Here is an 18,692-nt window from a genome sequence, read left to right as displayed (position 1 = left end):
GCGAAATGGGACACATGAGCGGCCCCGTTTTCAATCAGGTGAACAAGAAGCTGAGCAAGAAGGTGAACGTCAGGGCTTGCTGCGCGCCTGCCCCACTTCGGCGATCGCATCCTGGAACTCGGCCAGGTCTTCGAAATTCTTGTAGACGGAGGCGAAGCGGATGTAGGCGATCTTGTCGAGGCGCTTGAGTTCTTGCATGACGAGCTCGCCGATATAGCCGGAATCGACTTCGCGCAAGCCGCTGGTCAGCAGTTTTTCCTGGATGGAGGCGATGGCCGTATCCACGGAGGCGGCCGCGACGGGACGCTTGCGCAAGGCCAGCATCAAACTGCCGCGCAACTTATCCGCAGCGAACTCCGTCCGGCTGCCATTCTTTTTGACGACGGCCGGCATGATAAGTTCAATGCGCTCGTACGTGGTAAAACGCTTGTCGCATTTGCCGCAGCGGCGGCGGCGCCGAATGGCATCCCCTTCCTCCGATACGCGCGTATCGAGAACCTGGGTGTCGCCGTGCTGGCAAAATGGACATTTCATGGGCTGGCTACAACTTTATAGTAATAATTACGGGAAATCGCCGCCCTTGTACAAAGGGCGCCCGAATCACTCCGGGCGCCCTTGGGCACGAAGGAATGTGTCATACAGAATCTTACTCTGTATGACACATTCTGGACAAATAATTATGCGTACACTGGATGCGCGTCGGCCAGCACTTTCACGGCCGCTTTCACGCGCTCGATGGTGGCGGTGTCATGCGGATTGTCCAGCACGTCGGCGATCAGGTTGCCCACTTCTTCCGCTTGCGCTTCCTTGAAACCGCGCGTCGTCATCGCCGGGCTGCCCAGGCGGATGCCCGATGTGACGAAAGGCTTTTGCGGGTCGTTCGGGATGCCGTTCTTGTTGCAGGTGATGTGCGCGGAACCGAGGATGGCTTCGGCTTCCTTGCCCGTCAGGTTCTTGGCGCGCAGGTCGACCAGCATGACGTGCGATTCGGTGCCGCCGGAAACGATGCGCAGGCCGCGCTTGATCAGGGTTTTCGCCAGCACGTCGGCGTTCTTGACCACTTGTTTCTGGTATTCGACGAATTCCGGGCTCAGCGCTTCCTTGAAGGCGACGGCCTTGCCGGCGATCACGTGCATCAGCGGGCCGCCCTGGATGCCGGGGAAGATGGCCGAGTTGATGGCTTTTTCGTGCTCAGCCTTCATCAGGATGATGCCGCCACGGGGGCCGCGCAACGATTTGTGCGTGGTCGAGGTGACGAAGTCGGCGAACGGCACCGGGTTCGGGTACAGGCCGGCGGCGATCAGGCCGGCGTAGTGGGCCATGTCGACCATGAAGTAGGCGCCCACTTCCTTGGCGATCTTGCCGAAACGCTCGAAGTCGATCTTTTTCGAGAAGGCCGACGCGCCGGCGATGATCAGCTTCGGCTTGCGTTCACGGGCCAGGCGCTCCATTGCCTCGTAATCGATGTCTTCTTCCGCCGTCAAGCCATACGACACGACGTCAAACCATTTGCCGGACATGTTCAGCGGCATGCCGTGGGTCAGGTGGCCACCTTCGGCCAGCGACATACCCATGATCAGGTCGCCTGGTTTCAGCACGGCAAAGAACACGCCCTGGTTCGCCTGCGAACCGGAGTTCGGCTGCACGTTTGCGCATTCGGCGCCGAACAGCTGTTTCACGCGGTCGATGGCCAGTTGCTCGGCGATGTCGACGAATTCGCAGCCACCGTAGTAACGCTTGCCTGGATAACCTTCGGCATATTTATTCGTCAGCTGCGAGCCTTGCGCTTCCATTACGGCCGGCGACGTGTAGTTCTCCGACGCGATCAGTTCGATGTGGTCGTGCTGGCGCGTGTTCTCTTTTTGAATGACGGCGAACAATTCAGGATCGACGTTGGCGAGGGTGTGATCTTTTGCAAACATGTAAAAACTCCAAGTATGAGGGTGCTTGTACTGGCAGGTTGGATCGAATGAGGGGAGCCGGCGTTAAGTGAATAACAACATTGGACAGGCAGCCTCTTCGTGCTTTTCCATAGTGGCTACCCAGGCGAACGGCTGATGAAAAATCTCACGTTTCCCGGTGGGTGCCCACCTTTCGCCGGTTTGCCGATCGCCATCCAGGGAGATCGCCCGACTTTTCGCCAGTCACGTGAGACGTAATGGAAATCAAATTGTAAGTTAAGTGCCCAAATTGAGCAAGGAATGCAACCGTGCGGCTATAATCGCCGCGCGCCATCGCAGCCCGGGCATAGGCACAGGCCGCCCCGCAGCGTGACTGCGGCTCTTAAGCTGAACGTAAACCTGGCTGCGGCATGTAAGCGTATGTTACGAAGCTTGCCATTGCGCCCCCCGGATTTACAATGCTGCGGTGCAACTTATATGCAGCTTTTGCATGGCTTTCCAGCAAGCGCCCACAGTCACAAGAAGAAAAATCGCGTAAAATGTTGCTCAATCTCACTACTGGCGCAATAAACATGCCTTCAGTCTTTACCTGGAACGTACGTGTCTACTATGAAGACACCGACGCCGGCGGCATCGTCTATTACGCAAATTACCTGAAATTCTTCGAACGCGCGCGTACCGAATGGCTGCGCGCCATCGACGTGGGCCAGCAGGAATTGCTGGAACAGCACGACGCGATGTTCGTTGTCAAAAGCGTCAACGCCGACTATCATGCGCCAGCCAGGCTCGATGACACGGTAAGATTAACCTTAAGCATAGAAAAAATGGGGCGCGCCTCCATCGTTTTCCTGCAACAAGCCTGGTGCGGCGACCGCCTGCTGAACACGGCCCGCGTCAAGATCGGCTGCGTCGACTCGGCACTGCGCCCGCGCGCCGTGCCTGATGCAGTGGCAGCCCGCATGCGCGCCGCCTGACCCTACCCGCCACCCCCGGACAATTCACCCAACAGACTGCCAGCCAATGAACGTTACACAAGATCTTTCTTTCCTCGCGCTCATCTCCAATGCCCATTTGATCGTGCAACTGATCATGGCCCTGCTGCTGCTGATTTCCCTGACCAGCTGGACCTACATTTTCCGCAAGATGTTTGCCGTGCGCCAGGCGCGCAAGCAAACCATCGAATTTGAACGCAGCTTCTGGGCCGGCGGCAACCTGCATGCGCTGCATCAAAGCGCCAGCGGCAACCGCGACCAGAGCGGCGCGCTGGCCCGCATCTTCGACGCCGGCATGGGCGAATTCATCAAGGGCAAGGCCTCCTACGGTTCGCGCGAGGCGCTGGACGTGGGCGCCGTGCTCGACGGCGCACGCCGCGCCATGCGCGCCGCCTTCCAGCGCGAAATGGACGTGCTCGAATCGCACCTGGCCTTTCTCGCCTCCGTCGGCTCCGTCTCGCCCTACATCGGCCTGCTGGGCACCGTCTGGGGCATCATGAACGCCTTCCGCGGCCTGGCCAACGTGCAGCAAGCTACCCTCGCTGCCGTCGCGCCCGGCATTGCCGAAGCGCTCATCGCCACCGCCATCGGCCTGTTCGCGGCCATTCCCGCCGTCGTTGCCTACAACCGCTTTTCGCATGACATCGACCGCCTGGCGATCCGCTTCGAGAGCTTCGTCGAGGAATTCTCCAACATCTTGCAGCGCCAGTCGCGCTAAGAGGGAGCAAGGTCCATGGGTTCCTCATTCAATAGCGGCGGCATGCGCGGCGGCCGTGGCCGCAAATTCAAGTCCGAGATCAACGTCGTGCCGTATATCGACGTGATGCTGGTGCTGCTGATCATTTTCATGGTGATGCCATCGTCGAACAATCCCAGCGTGGTGAACCTGCCCAACGCGGAAAGGTCGGCGAAACCGCCCGATGACTATATTCAGATCGTGCTCAAACCAAATGGTTCGCTGTCGATCGGCGTCATCGGCAAGGAACAGCTGTCGCCGGAAACGGAACCGAACCGCGACGCCCTGCTGCGCAAGCTGCGCGGCTTGCACGAGAGCAATCCTGACTATCCCGTAATGATTGCGGGCGACAAGGAAAGCAAGTACGACGATGTGATCCAGCTCATTTCGGAAGCGAAAAAGATGGGCATTACCAGAGTCGGCCTGGCCACCAAGTAAGCGCATTACCCTGTTTCCAGACTTGACCGTTTTTAGATAGACTAGACTTTGCAGACCAAACAAATCGACCATGTACTCGGCAAGCCCTACAGCGTGCCGCGCGAACGCAGCCGCTGGCCCTCGCTGGGCCTGGCGCTGGCGATGCACCTTGGCCTGCTGTTTTTCCTGTGGGTGGGCGTACACTGGCAAAATACGGAACCTGTCGCCGTCGAAGCGGAAGTGTGGGACCTGAAAGTGCAGACGGCCGCGCCGCCGCCTGAAGTGGCGACGGAACCGCAGCCGACACCGGCGCCGCCGCCACAACCGCAAGTGGAGCAACCGGCTCCGCCGCCACCGCCGCCGGTGGCAGCACCCGAGCCGAAGGTCGACCTGCGCGAGGCGGAGATCGCCCTGGAGCGCAAGAAGGCCAAGCTGAAAGAAGAAAAAGACAAAGCGGCAGCGGAAGAACGCCGCAAGCAGGAATTGAAGGAACGCGAGGAAGAAAAGCGCGAACTGGAAAAACAGAAGCAGAAAGAAAAAGACAAGGCCGCCAAGCTGGAGAAAGCCAAGGAAGCCAAAGAAAAAGCGGCAGAAGAAAAAGCCGAGAAAGAACTGGCCGATAAAAAAGCCGCAGCCGAAAAAGCGGTCAAGGCGAAGAAAGCAGCGGCTGAAAAGGCCGCCACCGACAAAATGCGTGCCGACGACATGAAGCGGATGATGGCGCAGGCAGGCAATGGCACAACGGGCACGGCCGCGAAAGCGACCGCGCCACGCAAGGACAGCGGCTATGTCGCTGCCCTGACGAGCAAGATCAAGAGCAATATCGCGTACAGCGGTAGCACGGACGTGCCGGGCAACCCGCGCGCCGTGTTCAAGATCGAGCAACTGCCAACTGGGGAAATTATTTCGGTCCGAAAGATTAAAAGCAGCGGTCTGCCGGCGTATGACAGCTCGGTGGAAAACGCCATTAATAAATCGTCGCCACTGCCGAAGAAAAAAGACGGCACCGTGGAACGCGAGATTGAACTCATATTCGAGATGAAGGATTTGCCTAAATGATGACCATGAAAAAAATGAGCTATGTCGTGCTCTGTGCCGGCCTGATGCTGGGAGCCTCCGGCGCCCAGGCGCAGCTGCGCGTGGAGATTACAGGGATCGGCAGCAACCAGATCCCGGTAGCTGTCGCCAGCTTTGTCAATGAATCGGCGGCGCCGCAATCGCTGTCCGGCATCATCAAGGCCGACCTGGCGCGCAGCGGCGTGTTCAAGCTGATCGACGCCGATGCGCCCGTATCGGAAACGGCGCCCGTCAGCTACGACCAATGGAAGTCGCGCGGCGCCGACGCGCTGGCGGCCGGCAGCGTGCAAAGCATGGCCGATGGCCGCCTGGACGTGCGCTACAAGCTGTTCGACACCATCAAGGGCGCGCAGATCTCGAGCATGAACAATGCGGCCGCGCCGCAGTTCAACCGCCTGCTGGCGCACAAGATCGCCGATGACATCTATGAGAAGCTGACCGGCACGAAAGGCGCGTTCGCCACGCGCATCGCCTACGTCACGCAATCGGGCCGCGAATACCGCCTGGAAATCGCCGACGCCGATGGCGAAGGCATCCAGGTCGCCCTGCGCTCGAACGAGCCGATCATTTCGCCGTCGTGGTCGCCGGATGGCACCAAGGTCGCGTATGTCTCGTTCGAAAAGAAAAAGCCGATTGTCTACGTGCAAAACCTGGTGACGCGCCAGCGCACCATCGTATCGAATGAAAAAGGCAGCAATTCGGCACCGAGCTGGAGCCCGGACGGCGCGCGCCTGGCCGTGGCCCTGTCGCGCGATGGCCATACCCAGGTCTACACCGTCAATGCCGACGGCAGCGGCTTGCGCCGCGTCAGCAACAGCAGCGGCATCGATACGGAACCGCAATTCTCGGCCGATGGCCAAAGCATTTACTTCACCAGCGATCGCAGCGGCGGACCACAGATCTACCGCATGTCGGTTGGCGGTGGCGACGCCAAGCGCGTGACGTTTGGCGGCTCCTACAACATCAGCCCGCGGATTTCGTCCGACGGGAAGACTCTCGCTTATATTTCCCGTCGCGACGGCAATTTCCAGCTCTACGCGCTCGACCTGGCTAGTGGTCAGGAACTGCGTCTGTCGGACACCGCCAACGACGAATCACCGAGCTTTTCGCCCAACGGGAAATATATCATGTACGCGACCGAATCCGGACGACGCAAGTCGCTGGCAGTGGTATCGGTGGATGGCCGCGTCAAACAGCGTTTGACTACGCAAGCTGGCAATATCAAGGAGCCCACCTGGGGTCCTTTCATGAAGTAAATGCTGTACAGTTTCACCTTTAACCATGACCCGGAGAATAAAAATGAGTAACTTTAAAAGTTTGGCTTTCATCGCCGCTACCGCAGCCCTGCTGTCCGCCTGCAGCACCCCAGTCAAAGTCGCAGAAACCCCAGTGGTTGAGCGCGCTCCTGAAAAAGTCGTCGCTCCAGTTGACACCCGTCAAGTTCAGCCAGTAACGACCGCATCGGTCGATCCACTGGACGATCCAAAAGGCGTGCTGGCTAACCGCAGCATCTACTTCGACTTCGACAAATACGTCGTGCGCGAAGCAGACACCGCAGTCGTGCAAAACCACGCTGGCTACCTGGTGAAAACGCCTAGCCGCAAGATCCTGATCCAAGGTAACACCGATGAACGCGGTGGCGCTGAGTACAACCTGGCCCTGGGCCAGAAACGTGCTGAAGCCGTGCGCAAGTCGATGGCCGCCCTGGGCGTGCCAGAAGGCCAAATGGAAGCCGTGTCGCTGGGCAAAGAAAAGCCTAAAGCTCAAGGCAGCAACGAAGCAGCATGGGCAGAAAACCGCCGCGCTGACATCGTTTATTGATGTTGACGGGTAAGCGCTGCAGCATTGACGCTTACCTAACTGGCCAGTCATAGGCATAATAATGGGGCGCAGCGCGGTGATTCACCGCCCGGCGCCCCGTTTGCATGTTTTGCGTAACCTTTGAAAGCCCGACCCATGATGACATTCTCGAAAGCCGGCGTCGCCGCCGCCTTGATGGCCGCGTTTGCCTACCTGCCCCTGCACGCCAACGCCGCCCTGTTCGACGACGACGAAGCGCGCAAGGCCATCCTGGAACTGCGCGCCAAGGTGGACGCCATGGCACGCGACCTGAACAGCCGCATCGACACCAAGGCGGACAAGACCAGCACCTTGAGCCTGCTCAACCAGCACGACCAGACCATGCAAGAGATCGCCCGCCTGCGCGGCCAGATCGAAGTGCTGGGCAACGACCTGACGAATGTGCAAAAGCGCCAGAAGGATTTCTACACCGACATCGACGCGCGTCTGCGCAAGCTCGAGCCGCGCCAGGTCACCATCGATGGCCAGGAAGCGGCCGTGGGCGTCTCCGAGCAAAGCTCGTACGAGTCCGCATTCGGCCTGTTCAAGTCGGGCGACTACAAGGGCGCCGTCACAGCACTGGACGCCTTCGTGAAACGCTATCCGGAATCGGCCTACGCGGCGAACGCACAATACTGGCTGGGCAACGCCTATTACGCCCAGCGCGACTGCAAGAGCGCCATCACGGCCCAGCAGGCAGTACTGAAACACTACCCGGACAGCCCGAAGGCGCCCGACGCCATGCTCAACATCGCCAGCTGCTACACGGAGCTGAAAGACAAGCCGAACGCGACCAAGACCCTGAACGCCCTGATCTCGCGCTACCCGGACTCCAGCGCGGCGCAAGCGGCCAAGGAACGGGCCGGTAAAAAGTAAAAGCGGGGAAAAAGTTGCCCGTTAGGTTTGACAGAATCCCGGGCACGCCCTATAATCTTCCTTCTTCGGGTCGTTAGCTCAGCTGGTAGAGCAGCGGACTTTTAATCCGTTGGTCGCAGGTTCGAATCCCGCACGGCCTACCACGAATACGCAGTACTGATCTGCTTGCGAGTTGTACCAGCAAGCATTTTTTTACAGCACAGTGTTACCGAAGTTGTTGTAAAAGTTTTTGGGTCGTTAGCTCAGCTGGTAGAGCAGCGGACTTTTAATCCGTTGGTCGCAGGTTCGAATCCCGCACGGCCTACCAAATACTATGAAGAAGCCAACCGTTCGCGGTTGGCTTTTTTGTTTTCAGCAGCATCACTTGCACGGGATGCCAATCCTGACACAAATCAAACGCCTTATCACCTGCGATACAACTTTGTCGGACTGCCGTATAATCAGACGATCATGAACGCCACCCCATCCTCGACCACGTCAGAATTTGCGACAACGGAAGCAGCCGAAACCTATGAACACTGGTTTCATGCAAAGGTGCTGGCGTCACTCAATGATGACAGGCCTACCGCACCGCACGAGGCAGTCATGGTGCAACTGAGAAAAATCGTCACGCCGCAGACTGACGGCCATGCTGCCGATTCAATGGAAGGTTGAAGCGCAGGAAGATTTGACCGCGATACTCACGTATATCGCGCAGCGCAACCAGCCGGCGGCGTTGCAGCTTTACAGCGATATCGACAACGCCATTTCACAACTTCCAAATCATCCTCATCTATACCGAACCGGAAGAGTTATCGGCACGCGTGAACTGGTTCCCCATCCAAACTATGTCGTCGTATATCGCGTTGAAGCAAGCGCGATAGAAATTCTTGCCGTCATGCATACACGGCAACTATATCCTTAAGCCCCTTCTCCCGGCATATCGGAAAACAGTCCTTAACGCGACACCAACGCCGGTCTCCCGGCCAGATGCGCCACCACGCTGCCCATCACCTGCCCCAGCGGCACCTCCACCCAGCGGTGAAACGCGGCGCCGGCCACCAGGCTGGCACCCCAGGCGGTGAGCATGCCCAGCGCCTGCCAGGCCGGCTCCAATGGAGCATAGGAGGTAAACAAGGCATTCACCAGCAGGCTGACAGGGAAGTGGACGAGGAACACGGCATACGAGATGCGCCCCAGGGCGTTGATGATGTTCCAGGTGCGGCCCTGCGAAGGCGTGCGGGCACGGCCAAACAGGAACAGGGCGCAGGCAAGGATCAGTGCCAGCGCGATGCGGCTGCGGTAGTCAACGGCCAGGGCCAGCAGGACGGGCACGGCGGCCATGACCATGAGCGCGGTCATTGCACCGGGCTTGCGCCTGGGGTCGCTGGCCCACCAGGCCATGAGTCCCAGGCCATAGCTGCCGAAGAAATACGGCGCCCAGTTGTCCCAGCCCGCATCGAGATTGAAATACAGCAAGGAAAAGGTGATGCCCACGGTGACGGCCAGCGGCATCAGCCAGCCCATGCGCCGCTGGCCCGCCAGGCGACCGCCCAGCCACAGCAGCGATACCGTCAGCAGATACAACTGAAAATCGATGGCCACGTACCAGGCGCCAGCCGACAGCGATTCATAGCCCAGCACGCCGTGCAGCAGCAAGGCATGGGCGCTCAGCTGGCCCAGGGTGACGGCGGCCGACATGGAATCGTGCAGCATCCAGATGCCGGCCACGGGTGTAAGGATGGCGGCGAGCAAGGTGGCGGCCAGGAAAGGCGGCGCCAGCTTGGCATAGCGGCGCCAGACGGCTTGCAAGGGAGTGGCGATGCCGGGACGACCGGCGGGCGAGAGGGATTTCGCGACCAGGAAGCCGCCGATGACGAGAAACACTTGCACGGCGATGCGCGCGCTGCCGCCCAGCCAGTCCAGCAACTCGGGCCACAGGGGGCGCACGTAATCGGACATGGGGCCGTAAAACGCCAGGTGATGCAACACGATCAACTGCGCCGCGCTCGCCTTTAAACCATTGATCCAGCCAAACTGCGGACGACCTGCCAGGTCCGTCTGTGATACCGCTGCTACTGCCGTCATTCCCATCCCTTGCCATGCCAGGTAGTGTCGCCAGCCCGTCGCGCGGCTGAGGATTTACCGAAAGGCCGACATCATAGCCGAGCCTGGCAAATGGCGGGGCACGGCAGGCGGCTAAGCCGCCGGCTTTTCCGCTTCCGGCGGCCCGGACGCCAAGGGCTGCTGAGCCAGAATCGCATCGAGCAAGCCGGGGAAACGGCTCTCGATATCGGCGCGGCGCAGGGTGTTCATGTGCGTCGTGCCCGCGTTTTCCGTGTAGACCAGGCCCGCTTCGCGCAAGACCTTGAAATGGTGGGAGACAGTCGACTTCGGCCGCCCGCCATCGAGGTCGCCGCAGGCGGCCGCGTCCACTCTGGCCAGGTGGCGCACGATGTCGAGTCGAATGGAATCGCTCAAGGCGTAGAGTACGCGTTCGAGGACGAATTCGCTGGCGGGAGGATGTTTGTGTGGACGCATGAGCAGAATCATACAGCATGCGCTATACTAATTCCATTATTCGAATATTTACGAACTACCGAATCAGCATCTCCCTACTTTTTCATCCACACACACAAAGGCCACCATGTCCGCCCTCTTCCAGCCCTACACCCTCAAAGACATTACCCTGCGCAACCGCATCGCCGTGCCGCCCATGTGCCAGTACATGGCCGTCGATGGCCAGGCCAACGACTGGCATCTGTCGCACTATGCGGGCATGGCCCGTGGCGGCGCCGGCCTGGTGATTGTCGAAGCGACGGCCGTGGCGCCCGAAGGCCGCATCACGCCCGGCTGCACGGGCATCTGGAACGATGACTTGGCGCAAGCCTTCGTGCCTGTCGTGAAAGCCATCAAGGCGGCCGGCTCCGTGCCCGGCATCCAGATCGCCCACGCAGGCCGCAAGGCCAGCGCCAACCGCCCATGGGAAGGCGACGACCATATTCTTGACGGCGACGCGCGCGGCTGGCAAACCATCGCGCCGTCCGCCATCGCCTTTGGCGGCGGCCTGCCGAAAGTGCCGCGCGCCATGGACCTCGACGATATCGCACGCGTGCAACAGAACTTCGTCGACGCAGCCGTGCGCGCCCGCGAAGTGGGCTTCGAATGGCTGGAACTGCACTTCGCCCACGGCTATCTGGCGCAAAGCTTCTTTTCCGCCCACTCAAACCAGCGCGACGACATCTATGGCGGCAGCGTGGAAAACCGCAGCCGCTTTTTGCTGGAAACATTGAAAGCCGTGCGTGCCGTATGGCCCGAGCACCTGCCGCTGACGATCCGCTTCGGCGTGCTGGAATTCGACGGCCGCGACGAGCAAACCCTGCTCGAATCGATCGGCCTGGTGCGCCAGTTCAAGGATGCCGGCATGGATATGCTCAGCGTCAGCATGGGTTTTACCATTCCCGACGTGGCGATTCCATGGGGTCCCGCCTTCATGGGCCCGATTGCCGAGCGCGTGCGCACGGAGGCGGGTGTGCCCGTCTCGTCCGCCTGGGGCTTCGGCACGCCTGCGATTGCCGAGCGCGTCGTCAAGGAAGAGCAACTGGACGTGGTGATGGTGGGCAAGGCGCACCTGGCCAATCCGCACTGGGCATACTTTGCCGCCAAGGAACTCGGCGTGGAACGTGCCTCGTGGACCCTGCCGGCGCCGTACGCGCACTGGCTCGAACGTTATTGATCATCCTTGACCGTTGCCGGATGCCCCTCCAGGGGCAGTTCCGGCAGGAACAGCAGGAAGACCAGTCCCACTAGCAGCAGCACGGCGCCGGCGCCAAACACGCTGGCGATGGCATGGCGGTAGACCTCTACCGTCTGAAACGCCGCCTGCGCGCCCAGCGCCGAGACGGCTTCCACGCCATGTTGCTGCAACTGGTGCGCCAGGATGGCGCCGGACGCCGTCACGCCCAGCAAGCCGCCCAATGAGCGGAAAAAGGCCAGCATGGCCGTGCCCACGCCGCGGCGCGCCAGGGGCAAGGCATTTTGCACGGCAATCGTCATGTTCGGCATCACCAGTCCCAGCCCGGTGCCAAGGAAGAAGATGGCCGGCTCGATGATCCAGTACCCGCGCGACGTTGCCATGGCCCAGGCCAGCACCGCAAACGCCACCACTGCCACGGCCAATCCCGCCACCTGCACCATCTTGTACTTGCCCGAGCGCGACAGCACGCGGCCGTTGAACATCGACGACGCCACCAGCCCCACCATCATCGCCACCGTCATCACGCCGGACTCCGCCGGACTGGTGCCCATCACCAGCTGAAAGAACAGGGGAAAGAAGACGCTGGCGCCCATCAGGCCCATGAAAGTCATGGCCATCACCAGGCTGGCGATATTGAAGGTGCGGTTTTCGAACAGGTCGGGCGGCAGCACGGGTTCATCCACGCGGCTCACGTGGAAGGCCAGCCAGGCACCCAGCAGCACGGCGAGGCCGCCGCACACCTTGATGGCCAAGGAATCCCACGGCCACTCGGTGCCGCCCAGCGCCAGCACCAGCAGGGCCGCCGTGACGGCGCCCGTCAGCAAGGCAGACCCCAGGTAGTCGATCTTGTGCGCATGCGTGCGCGCGGGTTTGCGCATGGCGCGCGCAATGATGACAAAGGCGGCCGCGCCGATGGGCAGGTTGACATAGAAAATCCAGTGCCACGACAGGGCATCCGTGATCACGCCGCCCAGCACCGGACCCAGCACGCTGGTGACGGCATACACGATGGGCACCATGCCCTGGCGCTTGCCCCGCTCGGCCGGCGGCACGATGTCGCCGATGATGATTTGCGCCAGCGGCATGAAGCCGCCCGCACCCAGGCCCTGGATGGCGCGAAAAATGATCAGCTCCGTCATGTTCTGCGCCAATCCACACAGCACGGAACCGAGCAAAAAGGTCAGCAGGGCCGTGAAGATCATGGGACGGCGGCCGTACTGGTCGGCCAGCTTGCCGTACAGGGGCATGGTGGCCGTCGAGGCCAGCACATACGCCGTCACCACCCACGACAGATGCGCCATGCCGCCCAGGTCGTCGACGATGCGCGGCAAGGCCGTGGCGACGATGCTCTGATCCAGCGCACCGAGGCCCAGCACGGCCATCAGGCCCAGATAGATGGCGCGCACTTCGCGTTCGGTGACGGGCTTCGCGGCATCTTTTTCAGCGCCTGCGACGTGATCGGGGCCGCTCATGCCTGGCCTATCTCAAGCAGCGGCTGCATGGCGGCGGCCAGTGCATCGATCTGCTGCGGCGACAAGCGGGCGATGCGCCGCGCCAGCGCATCGCGGCGTCGCGCGCGCAAGGTTTCGAGCATGGCCAGCCCTTGCGCGGACACCTGCAGGCCAGAGCGGCGCCGGTCCTGCGGATCGGGCGCGCTGCGCTCGACCAGCCCCGCTTCTTCGAGCGACTTGACTTGCGCGCTGACGGTCGGCCCGCGCACATTCTGCAGACGCGCCAGCGCGGCCACGCCGATGCCTGACTGCTCGTGAATCAGCGCCAGCAGCATGTACTGCATCATCGACACGGCGCCTTCCAGCTCGCCCCCTTCGCGCTGCATGGAACGCAGCAGGCGCTTGAAGGCAGTACGCAATTCATCGGACAGCGCCAGCGCGCGTTCGGGGATGGGAAGGTCTTCGGTAGTGGACATAGGAATATATAAGTAGGTAGACTATCTACCTATATTATGCTCTACCCGGACACCATGCAAGGTTTTTTCCATCCCCGCCCTTCCCAAAACCGCCGTTGGCCGTCATAATAGCCGCCCTTGGGTCGTTAGCTCAGCTGGTAGAGCAGCGGACTTTTAATCCGTTGGTCGCAGGTTCGAATCCCGCACGGCCTACCAAGAATTTGCAGTCCGCTTGCATGCCTTCATGGCAAGCACGTCCCGCACAGTATTACCGCAGCAAGTAGTCAAAGTTTTTGGGTCGTTAGCTCAGCTGGTAGAGCAGCGGACTTTTAATCCGTTGGTCGCAGGTTCGAATCCCGCACGGCCTACCAAATACTTCAGAGAAGCCCACGAATTCCGGTTCGTGGGCTTTTTTGTGTCTGGTCGCTTCAAAAACCCTCCCACTCGCATCTAGACCTGCAAGACGTTTCAAGGCAACGTAAGCGGCCAGCCGCCCCACCTGTACAGCGTGTTCAGCGTTGGGTAGAGTCAGGGAATGGCAACAGTGAATCGATCTGGCTGTTGGGGCCCGTCGGGAGACGTTCCAATACGCTGGCCAGCCAGCGCGCCGGGTCAAGGCCGTTGAGCTTGGCGGTGGCGAACAGGCTCTGGATCGCTGCGGCGCGGCGGCCGGCGCGCTCCGAACCGGTGAACAGCCAGTTCTTCTTGCCGATGGCGATCGGACGAATGGCGTTCTCGACCGGATTGTTGTCGATCGGTAGCGTACCCGAGCTGGCATAGCGCTCTAGCGCCGGCCAGCGTTTGAGCGCATGGTCGACGGCCTTGGCCGTGCCGCTGCCGACGGCGACGGCACGCTGCGTCGCCAGCAGCCATGCATGCAGTTCGACCAGCCCCGGCATCGCCAATTGCTGGCGTAGCACCAGACGTTGCGGCGGATCGAGTCCCGCGCCTTGTTGCTCGATCGCGTACAGCGCCGCGATGCGGCGCAGTGCCTCTTCGGCAACCGGGCTGCCGCTGGCGGCATGCACGTCGAAGAACTTGCGCCGGATATGCGCCAGGCAAGCCAGTTCGGTGGGGCCGCCAGCGAACAGGGCTTTGTAACCCGCGTAGTCGTCCACCATCAGATGGCCGCGCCAGTCCTGCAGGAAGGCGCGCGCATGGGCGCCGGCGCGGCTGGTCTGATAGTCAAACACGATGATGGGCGGACCACCGTCATGCACGCCGGAGCGGTAAGCCCACAGGTAAGCGTGACGGGTCTTGCCGCTGCCGGGGTCGAGCTGGCGCACCGGGGTTTCGTCGGCATGCAGGCAATCATGTTGCCGCAGCAGCTCGGCCAGCCGGTCGGCCAGCGGCTGCAGGGCCACGCCGATGCGGCCGATCCACTCTGCCAGCGTCGAGCGGGCCAGCGGCACGCCCTGGCGGGCGGCGATCTGTTCGATCCGGTACAGTGGCAGATGATCCAGGTATTTGCAGGCCGCGATCCACGCCAGCAGACCAACGGCGGGCATGCCGCCATCGATCACGGCCGGCGGAATCAACGCGGCCGTCACCGTCTGGCACGGACGGCACGCGTACTGTGGGCGAATGTGGCGATGCACGAAGAAACGCGCTGGCTCCACGTCCAGCTGTTCGCTGACGTCTTCGCCGATCTTGACCAGCTCGGCGCCGCATTGGCCGCATTGGCACGACTCGGGTTCATGGCGGTGCTCGATACGCGGCAATTCTGGCGGCAGCGGCTGGCGCCCGGCGCGCTTGCGACGCGGCTTGGCCGGCGCCTGGCCTTCGAGCTCCTCTTCGATGGCGGCCAGGTCCGTGTCGACCGTTTCCTCGAACAGCAGGCGTTGTTCGCCGACCAGCGCCTCGCTGGCCTTGCCGAAACGCACTCGCCGGTAGTAGGCCAGTTCGTGCGTCAGTGCCGTGATCTTGAAGTCCTTCTCGGCCAGCTTGGCCTGCTGTTGCGCGAACAGCGCCTGCACCTGCGCCAGCAAGGCTGGATCGATGTCGGTGCGGGCAAGTTCGTTGAGCAGGTCCATGCCCTGTAATTTACAGGGCGGGCGTGACGTTTACAAGTAAAACAGATGACGTCGTCACAGGCGCCACTGCGCCGGGGCGGGTACCGACAAACGCTGCCAGTCCACCCCGGCGACCAGCCAGCGCCATTGCTCGGCACTGATCTGCCAGCTCGCCGCGTCGGCCTGCGGCCAGATGAACTGTCCACGATGCAGGCGGCGTACGCACATCCACACGCCGGTGCCGTCCCAGCACACCAACTTGAGGCGGGTGCGGCGGCGGTTGGCGAACACGTAGGCCGTGCCGTCGCACGGTGGGCGCCCCAGCGCCTGCTGCACATGCAGCGACAGGCCATCGATTCCGGTGCGCATGTCGACCGCTGCCGTCGCCAGCCAGATCGCCTCGGCGGACAGCTGCATCACAGCGCCCGCATCAGTTCGGCCAGCCAGCTGGCCGGTACATCGCGTGGCAGCGTCAATGTCCAGCCATGCTCGCTGCGCAGGCTGAGGGGGGCTGCGGGGGCCGGCGCCGGCACAACCCGCACAGGCATCAGTGCCGGCGCCAGCGCCATTTGCCCACCTGATAGCCGCCGAGCCCAGTAGCCGACCTGCCGAAACGGGATGTCGTGTTTGAGCGCGAACGCGCGCTGCGACAAGCCACTCGCTCGCCATTGCGCCAGACGTTCTTGCCAGATCTTTACTCGTTCTGAATTGACCACAATCTGCCCTCTCGAAATAACCGAAAGCGCCAGTGTGACGAGGCCGATTACAAATTCATAGGTGGGGCGGCTGGCCGCTTACAGCCCTTCTATCATCGCTTGCAGTACTTGGGAAGCGCTGATTAATTGGGTTTTCTGGCGAGGTTGGCGCGCCAAATGGTCGACCGGTGAGCCGTTCAAGCCCATTTTTCGTTCAAGTTGACGCGATGCCTCGCGTCTTTCTGCAATCAAGACGGATACGGGATTCGGTGATCGTAAAACGTCTTCCTGCCAGTACCAGGTTGGCAAAGGCGAACAAGGTAAAGAGCTGTGCAGTGTTCTTGGCCAAGCCGCGATAGCGCGTCTTACGATGACGGAACAGGTTCTTGATGACATGAAACGGATGCTCGACTTTTGCCCGCACGCTGGCCTTCAGATGCTCCAACTTTTCCGTCAGGCGCCCCAGTTTGTTATTGGGCAGCGCCTTGCGTTTGGAGCGCTTCATGGCCACGTGCCATGTCACCGGCTTGCCGATGTTTTCGGGCCGTTTTTCCACACCCTGATAGCCGGCGTCGCCGAGCGCGGCGGTCTCGTCGCCGTGCAGCAGTGCGTGCGCCTGGGTCACGTCGGCGACATTGCCGGCCGTGCCGATGACCGTATGCACCAGGCCAGAAGTGGCATCGACGCCGACGTGGGCCTTCATGCCAAAGTGCCAGTCGTTGCCTTTCTTCGACTGGTGCATTTCCGGATCACGCTTGCCGTCCTTGTTCTTGGTCGACGGTGGCGCGGCGATCAGCGTGGCGTCGACGATGGTGCCTTCGCGCATCATCAAGCCTTTCTCGGCCAAGTGCCCGTTGATCGTGTCGAAGATCTGGCGCGTCAGGCCGTTGGCCTCAAGCAGGTGACGGAACTTCAGCAAGGTCGTCGCGTCCGGCGCCGATTCCCGGCCCAAGTCGATGCCGACGAAAGCACGGATGGACTGGCTGTCATAGATCGCGTCTTCGATACCTTCATCCGACAAACCAAAGCATTGTTGGGCCACGTACATACGCAGCATGCGCGCCAGTCCAATCGGTGGCCGACCGGCCCCTTCGACCTTCGGATAGAACGGCTCGATCAGTTTGTGCAGCTTGCCCCACGGCGTCACGCTGTCGATCTCGGCCAGGAAGCGGTCGCGCCGCGTCAGTTTCTTCTTGGCGGCGTATTCAAGGTCGGAGAAGCTCTTTTGCATGGTCGATGGCGGACGGTGGGGATGCCGTTATTGTCTCAGGTCGGACCGCAGCAGGGAACGGTGCCAGATGAATAAATCAGTGTTTCCCTTGCGCTTCTACTGTGTCGGTTCATATGTCTGATGGCGTTGTATGCGTTGTCTGATTGGTGTCTTCATATGGGCGTAGGCACATCCAATCTTCTATTTTTTTAGAGTCGCCCTGGCAAAGTCGTTTCCTTGTCCAGCTTCGGTTCGTCCAACAGCTTAGCCTTGTAATCGAGCAGTTCCTCATCCGGCACGTCGAAACGCGCAAGCCACTGGGCAGCAGCAGCGCCACGAATGCGCGGTTCGCCATACTTAGAACCGGCGTGCAAATCAAACATCTCCTTGCACCGTACGTCCTTCAGCAGCATGTTAGAGAGCACGTAGCTTGCTGGGGGATCGTATTCAACCGGGGCTGCATCGGCCCACGGGCCGGCCTGTATAACGATACCATCGCTGTACGGGTATAGGGCAAACCAATTCATGGGCAGTTCCGACCGTACCGCCGACATACCACCGACCTTTTCAAGCAACTTATTGTTGATTGCTGTGAGCCATGAGACGGTCTTTATCTGGTCTTCTTTTACATCGATCGTTGTACGAACCGGATTGCCAATGTCGTAGCCGTGGTATTTCTCAGAAATGAGGGCTTCAGCAGGTTCGTTGTCGGATGCTCGTACCAGCGATAGAACCAGTCCATGACCTCCGTAGCCATGCACTGCCTTCAGCAAGTCAGCGAACTTGACAAACATCGCCTGAAAGGCCAGCGGGTGCTCTTCCGCGTACACATGGGGCATGGAAAAGCGAACGACAGACAGGCCCCAAGTACCCATTTTCGCCTTCCACCCACGGATACCGAAAGCTTGGAACTCCCATTCACCCGCATCGACGTTCTGCTTGCCGCTGGTGTAGGCGAAAGTTACGGCGCTGTTTTCCGTCAGCTTACTCATCATCTCAGGCATGGGCTTGGCGTCACGGTATGGGAGGCAATCCTTGCCATCTTTAGGCTCTTCACGCCAGAGCCAAGTTAGGTATTGCCCTGCTATGGCTTCGTACTCCTTGAAACATGCGCAGATGGCATCACGTACAGCAGGCGTATGGGCGTCGTTGAAAAACAGCGTTCCAGTCAACGCGGGCCAGCCGCCGATGTAATCCTTCTTCTCGCGTTCCATGAATTGACCACCGGGAATTGCCATCTTTGCCTGATTCTCTTTCAAGAGTTTAATCCTGTCGATTTTTGAAAGTTCATCCAT

21 protein-coding genes, 4 tRNA genes and 1 riboswitch are annotated in these 18,692 nt (G+C 60.7%); of the genes, 14 read left to right on the top strand and 11 right to left on the bottom strand.

Going from position 1 to position 18,692, the window contains the following annotated elements; translation table 11 throughout:
• Positions 1–69: 69 nt before the first annotated feature.
• Positions 70–534 (bottom strand): transcriptional regulator NrdR, encoded by a 465-nt coding sequence (gene nrdR, locus CNX70_RS09355; RefSeq protein ID WP_071078724.1) that lies wholly within the window; start codon positions 532–534, stop codon positions 70–72.
• 143 nt (positions 535–677) lie between these two features.
• Positions 678–1,922 (bottom strand): serine hydroxymethyltransferase, encoded by a 1,245-nt coding sequence (gene glyA, locus CNX70_RS09350; protein ID WP_096234471.1) that lies wholly within the window; start codon positions 1,920–1,922, stop codon positions 678–680.
• 111 nt (positions 1,923–2,033) lie between these two features.
• Positions 2,034–2,158, bottom strand: a riboswitch (ZMP/ZTP riboswitch).
• Between the two features lie 315 nt (positions 2,159–2,473).
• Here glyA and ybgC point away from each other — a divergent pair.
• From ybgC to CNX70_RS09300, 11 genes are all read left to right on the top strand, one after another.
• The gene (gene ybgC, locus CNX70_RS09345; protein ID WP_046682324.1) at positions 2,474–2,875 is read left to right on the top strand and encodes a tol-pal system-associated acyl-CoA thioesterase; all 402 of its coding nucleotides are present in this window, start codon (positions 2,474–2,476) and stop codon (positions 2,873–2,875) included.
• Between the two features lie 46 nt (positions 2,876–2,921).
• The gene (gene tolQ, locus CNX70_RS09340) at positions 2,922–3,611 is read left to right on the top strand and encodes a protein TolQ (protein WP_071078726.1); all 690 of its coding nucleotides are present in this window, start codon (positions 2,922–2,924) and stop codon (positions 3,609–3,611) included.
• A gap of 15 nt (positions 3,612–3,626) precedes the next feature.
• Positions 3,627–4,067 carry an ExbD/TolR family protein gene (locus tag CNX70_RS09335; protein WP_242428498.1) on the top strand — a complete coding sequence of 147 codons (441 nt, stop codon included), beginning with the start codon at positions 3,627–3,629 and terminating at the stop codon, positions 4,065–4,067.
• A 48-nt stretch (positions 4,068–4,115) separates the two neighbouring features.
• Positions 4,116–5,105, top strand: coding sequence for a cell envelope integrity protein TolA (tolA, locus tag CNX70_RS09330; RefSeq protein WP_096234470.1), 990 nt, complete (start codon positions 4,116–4,118; stop codon positions 5,103–5,105).
• A gap of 5 nt (positions 5,106–5,110) precedes the next feature.
• Positions 5,111–6,379 (top strand): Tol-Pal system beta propeller repeat protein TolB, encoded by a 1,269-nt coding sequence (tolB, locus tag CNX70_RS09325; RefSeq protein ID WP_425269252.1) that lies wholly within the window; start codon positions 5,111–5,113, stop codon positions 6,377–6,379.
• Between the two features lie 43 nt (positions 6,380–6,422).
• A complete protein-coding gene (gene pal, locus CNX70_RS09320; RefSeq protein WP_096234468.1) occupies positions 6,423–6,944 on the top strand; it encodes a peptidoglycan-associated lipoprotein Pal in 522 nt (173 codons plus the stop codon).
• A 135-nt stretch (positions 6,945–7,079) separates the two neighbouring features.
• Positions 7,080–7,838, top strand: coding sequence for a tol-pal system protein YbgF (gene ybgF, locus CNX70_RS09315; RefSeq protein ID WP_096234467.1), 759 nt, complete (start codon positions 7,080–7,082; stop codon positions 7,836–7,838).
• Positions 7,839–7,905: 67 nt separating this feature from the next.
• Positions 7,906–7,981, top strand: a tRNA-Lys gene (locus CNX70_RS09310).
• Between the two features lie 88 nt (positions 7,982–8,069).
• Positions 8,070–8,145, top strand: a tRNA-Lys gene (locus CNX70_RS09305).
• Positions 8,146–8,288: 143 nt separating this feature from the next.
• Entirely contained in the window at positions 8,289–8,492 is a 204-nt protein-coding gene (gene relB / locus CNX70_RS28115) for a type II toxin-antitoxin system RelB family antitoxin (protein ID WP_157750959.1), read from the top strand.
• Entirely contained in the window at positions 8,467–8,742 is a 276-nt protein-coding gene (locus CNX70_RS09300; RefSeq protein WP_096234466.1) for a type II toxin-antitoxin system RelE/ParE family toxin, read from the top strand. Before relB ends, CNX70_RS09300 begins: the two co-directional genes overlap by 26 nt.
• Before the next feature lie 32 nt (positions 8,743–8,774).
• Here the strand turns inward: CNX70_RS09300 and CNX70_RS09295 are convergent, their stop codons facing one another.
• Entirely contained in the window at positions 8,775–9,905 is a 1,131-nt protein-coding gene (locus tag CNX70_RS09295) for an acyltransferase family protein (protein ID WP_096234465.1), read from the bottom strand.
• A gap of 111 nt (positions 9,906–10,016) precedes the next feature.
• Positions 10,017–10,358 carry an ArsR/SmtB family transcription factor gene (locus CNX70_RS09290; protein WP_071078827.1) on the bottom strand — a complete coding sequence of 114 codons (342 nt, stop codon included), beginning with the start codon at positions 10,356–10,358 and terminating at the stop codon, positions 10,017–10,019.
• A gap of 106 nt (positions 10,359–10,464) precedes the next feature.
• Here CNX70_RS09290 and CNX70_RS09285 point away from each other — a divergent pair, with 106 nt between their 5' ends.
• A complete protein-coding gene (locus CNX70_RS09285) occupies positions 10,465–11,553 on the top strand; it encodes an NADH:flavin oxidoreductase/NADH oxidase (protein WP_096234464.1) in 1,089 nt (362 codons plus the stop codon).
• Here the strand turns inward: CNX70_RS09285 and CNX70_RS09280 are convergent.
• Positions 11,547–13,046 (bottom strand): MDR family MFS transporter, encoded by a 1,500-nt coding sequence (locus tag CNX70_RS09280; protein ID WP_244199090.1) that lies wholly within the window; start codon positions 13,044–13,046, stop codon positions 11,547–11,549. The genes CNX70_RS09285 and CNX70_RS09280 overlap by 7 nt on opposite strands.
• Entirely contained in the window at positions 13,043–13,501 is a 459-nt protein-coding gene (locus CNX70_RS09275) for a MarR family winged helix-turn-helix transcriptional regulator (protein ID WP_096234463.1), read from the bottom strand. The genes CNX70_RS09280 and CNX70_RS09275 overlap by 4 nt, the downstream gene beginning before the upstream one ends.
• A gap of 119 nt (positions 13,502–13,620) precedes the next feature.
• On the opposite strand from CNX70_RS09275, the gene CNX70_RS09270 reads away from it, so the two are divergent.
• Both CNX70_RS09270 and CNX70_RS09265 read left to right on the top strand, forming a co-directional pair.
• A tRNA-Lys gene (locus tag CNX70_RS09270) sits at positions 13,621–13,696 on the top strand.
• 79 nt (positions 13,697–13,775) lie between these two features.
• A tRNA-Lys gene (locus tag CNX70_RS09265) sits at positions 13,776–13,851 on the top strand.
• A gap of 141 nt (positions 13,852–13,992) precedes the next feature.
• Here the strand turns inward: CNX70_RS09265 and tnpC are convergent.
• From tnpC to CNX70_RS09245, 5 genes are all read right to left on the bottom strand, one after another.
• Positions 13,993–15,513, bottom strand: coding sequence for an IS66 family transposase (gene tnpC / locus CNX70_RS09260; protein WP_096234462.1), 1,521 nt, complete (start codon positions 15,511–15,513; stop codon positions 13,993–13,995).
• A gap of 54 nt (positions 15,514–15,567) precedes the next feature.
• Positions 15,568–15,909 carry an IS66 family insertion sequence element accessory protein TnpB gene (gene tnpB / locus CNX70_RS09255; protein WP_096234461.1) on the bottom strand — a complete coding sequence of 114 codons (342 nt, stop codon included), beginning with the start codon at positions 15,907–15,909 and terminating at the stop codon, positions 15,568–15,570.
• Entirely contained in the window at positions 15,909–16,208 is a 300-nt protein-coding gene (gene tnpA / locus CNX70_RS29255; RefSeq protein WP_425269230.1) for an IS66 family insertion sequence element accessory protein TnpA, read from the bottom strand. Before tnpA ends, tnpB begins: the two co-directional genes overlap by 1 nt.
• 193 nt (positions 16,209–16,401) lie before the next feature.
• Complete coding sequence (locus CNX70_RS09250) at positions 16,402–17,418, bottom strand: IS5 family transposase (protein WP_096234460.1); 1,017 nt, start codon at positions 17,416–17,418, stop codon at positions 16,402–16,404.
• Between the two features lie 188 nt (positions 17,419–17,606).
• On the bottom strand, positions 17,607–18,692 hold the full coding sequence (locus CNX70_RS09245) for a type VI immunity family protein (RefSeq protein WP_096234459.1): 1,086 nt from the start codon (positions 18,690–18,692) through the stop codon (positions 17,607–17,609).

It is taken from the genome of Janthinobacterium svalbardense (genome assembly GCF_002327145.1).
GTDB classification, from domain to species: domain Bacteria; phylum Pseudomonadota; class Gammaproteobacteria; order Burkholderiales; family Burkholderiaceae_D; genus Janthinobacterium; species Janthinobacterium tructae.
Note: the sequence above shows the minus strand (reverse complement) of the source record. Positions and strands in the feature narration are given on the sequence as shown.

Coding starts and splice junctions, on each gene's coding strand:
- nrdR (WP_071078724.1), bottom strand. CDS start 534: ATGAAATGTCCATTTTGCCAGCACGGCGACACCCAGGTTCTCGATACG.
- glyA (WP_096234471.1), bottom strand. CDS start 1,922: ATGTTTGCAAAAGATCACACCCTCGCCAACGTCGATCCTGAATTGTTC.
- ybgC (WP_046682324.1), top strand. CDS start 2,474: ATGCCTTCAGTCTTTACCTGGAACGTACGTGTCTACTATGAAGACACC.
- tolQ (WP_071078726.1), top strand. CDS start 2,922: ATGAACGTTACACAAGATCTTTCTTTCCTCGCGCTCATCTCCAATGCC.
- CNX70_RS09335 (WP_242428498.1), top strand. CDS start 3,627: ATGGGTTCCTCATTCAATAGCGGCGGCATGCGCGGCGGCCGTGGCCGC.
- tolB (WP_425269252.1), top strand. CDS start 5,111: ATGAAAAAAATGAGCTATGTCGTGCTCTGTGCCGGCCTGATGCTGGGA.
- pal (WP_096234468.1), top strand. CDS start 6,423: ATGAGTAACTTTAAAAGTTTGGCTTTCATCGCCGCTACCGCAGCCCTG.
- ybgF (WP_096234467.1), top strand. CDS start 7,080: ATGATGACATTCTCGAAAGCCGGCGTCGCCGCCGCCTTGATGGCCGCG.
- relB (WP_157750959.1), top strand. CDS start 8,289: ATGAACGCCACCCCATCCTCGACCACGTCAGAATTTGCGACAACGGAA.
- CNX70_RS09300 (WP_096234466.1), top strand. CDS start 8,467: ATGCTGCCGATTCAATGGAAGGTTGAAGCGCAGGAAGATTTGACCGCG.
- CNX70_RS09295 (WP_096234465.1), bottom strand. CDS start 9,905: ATGACGGCAGTAGCAGCGGTATCACAGACGGACCTGGCAGGTCGTCCG.
- CNX70_RS09290 (WP_071078827.1), bottom strand. CDS start 10,358: ATGCGTCCACACAAACATCCTCCCGCCAGCGAATTCGTCCTCGAACGC.
- CNX70_RS09285 (WP_096234464.1), top strand. CDS start 10,465: ATGTCCGCCCTCTTCCAGCCCTACACCCTCAAAGACATTACCCTGCGC.
- CNX70_RS09280 (WP_244199090.1), bottom strand. CDS start 13,046: ATGAGCGGCCCCGATCACGTCGCAGGCGCTGAAAAAGATGCCGCGAAG.
- CNX70_RS09275 (WP_096234463.1), bottom strand. CDS start 13,501: ATGTCCACTACCGAAGACCTTCCCATCCCCGAACGCGCGCTGGCGCTG.
- tnpC (WP_096234462.1), bottom strand. CDS start 15,513: ATGGACCTGCTCAACGAACTTGCCCGCACCGACATCGATCCAGCCTTG.
- tnpB (WP_096234461.1), bottom strand. CDS start 15,909: ATGCAGCTGTCCGCCGAGGCGATCTGGCTGGCGACGGCAGCGGTCGAC.
- CNX70_RS09250 (WP_096234460.1), bottom strand. CDS start 17,418: ATGCAAAAGAGCTTCTCCGACCTTGAATACGCCGCCAAGAAGAAACTG.
- CNX70_RS09245 (WP_096234459.1), bottom strand. CDS start 18,692: ATGGATGAACTTTCAAAAATCGACAGGATTAAACTCTTGAAAGAGAAT.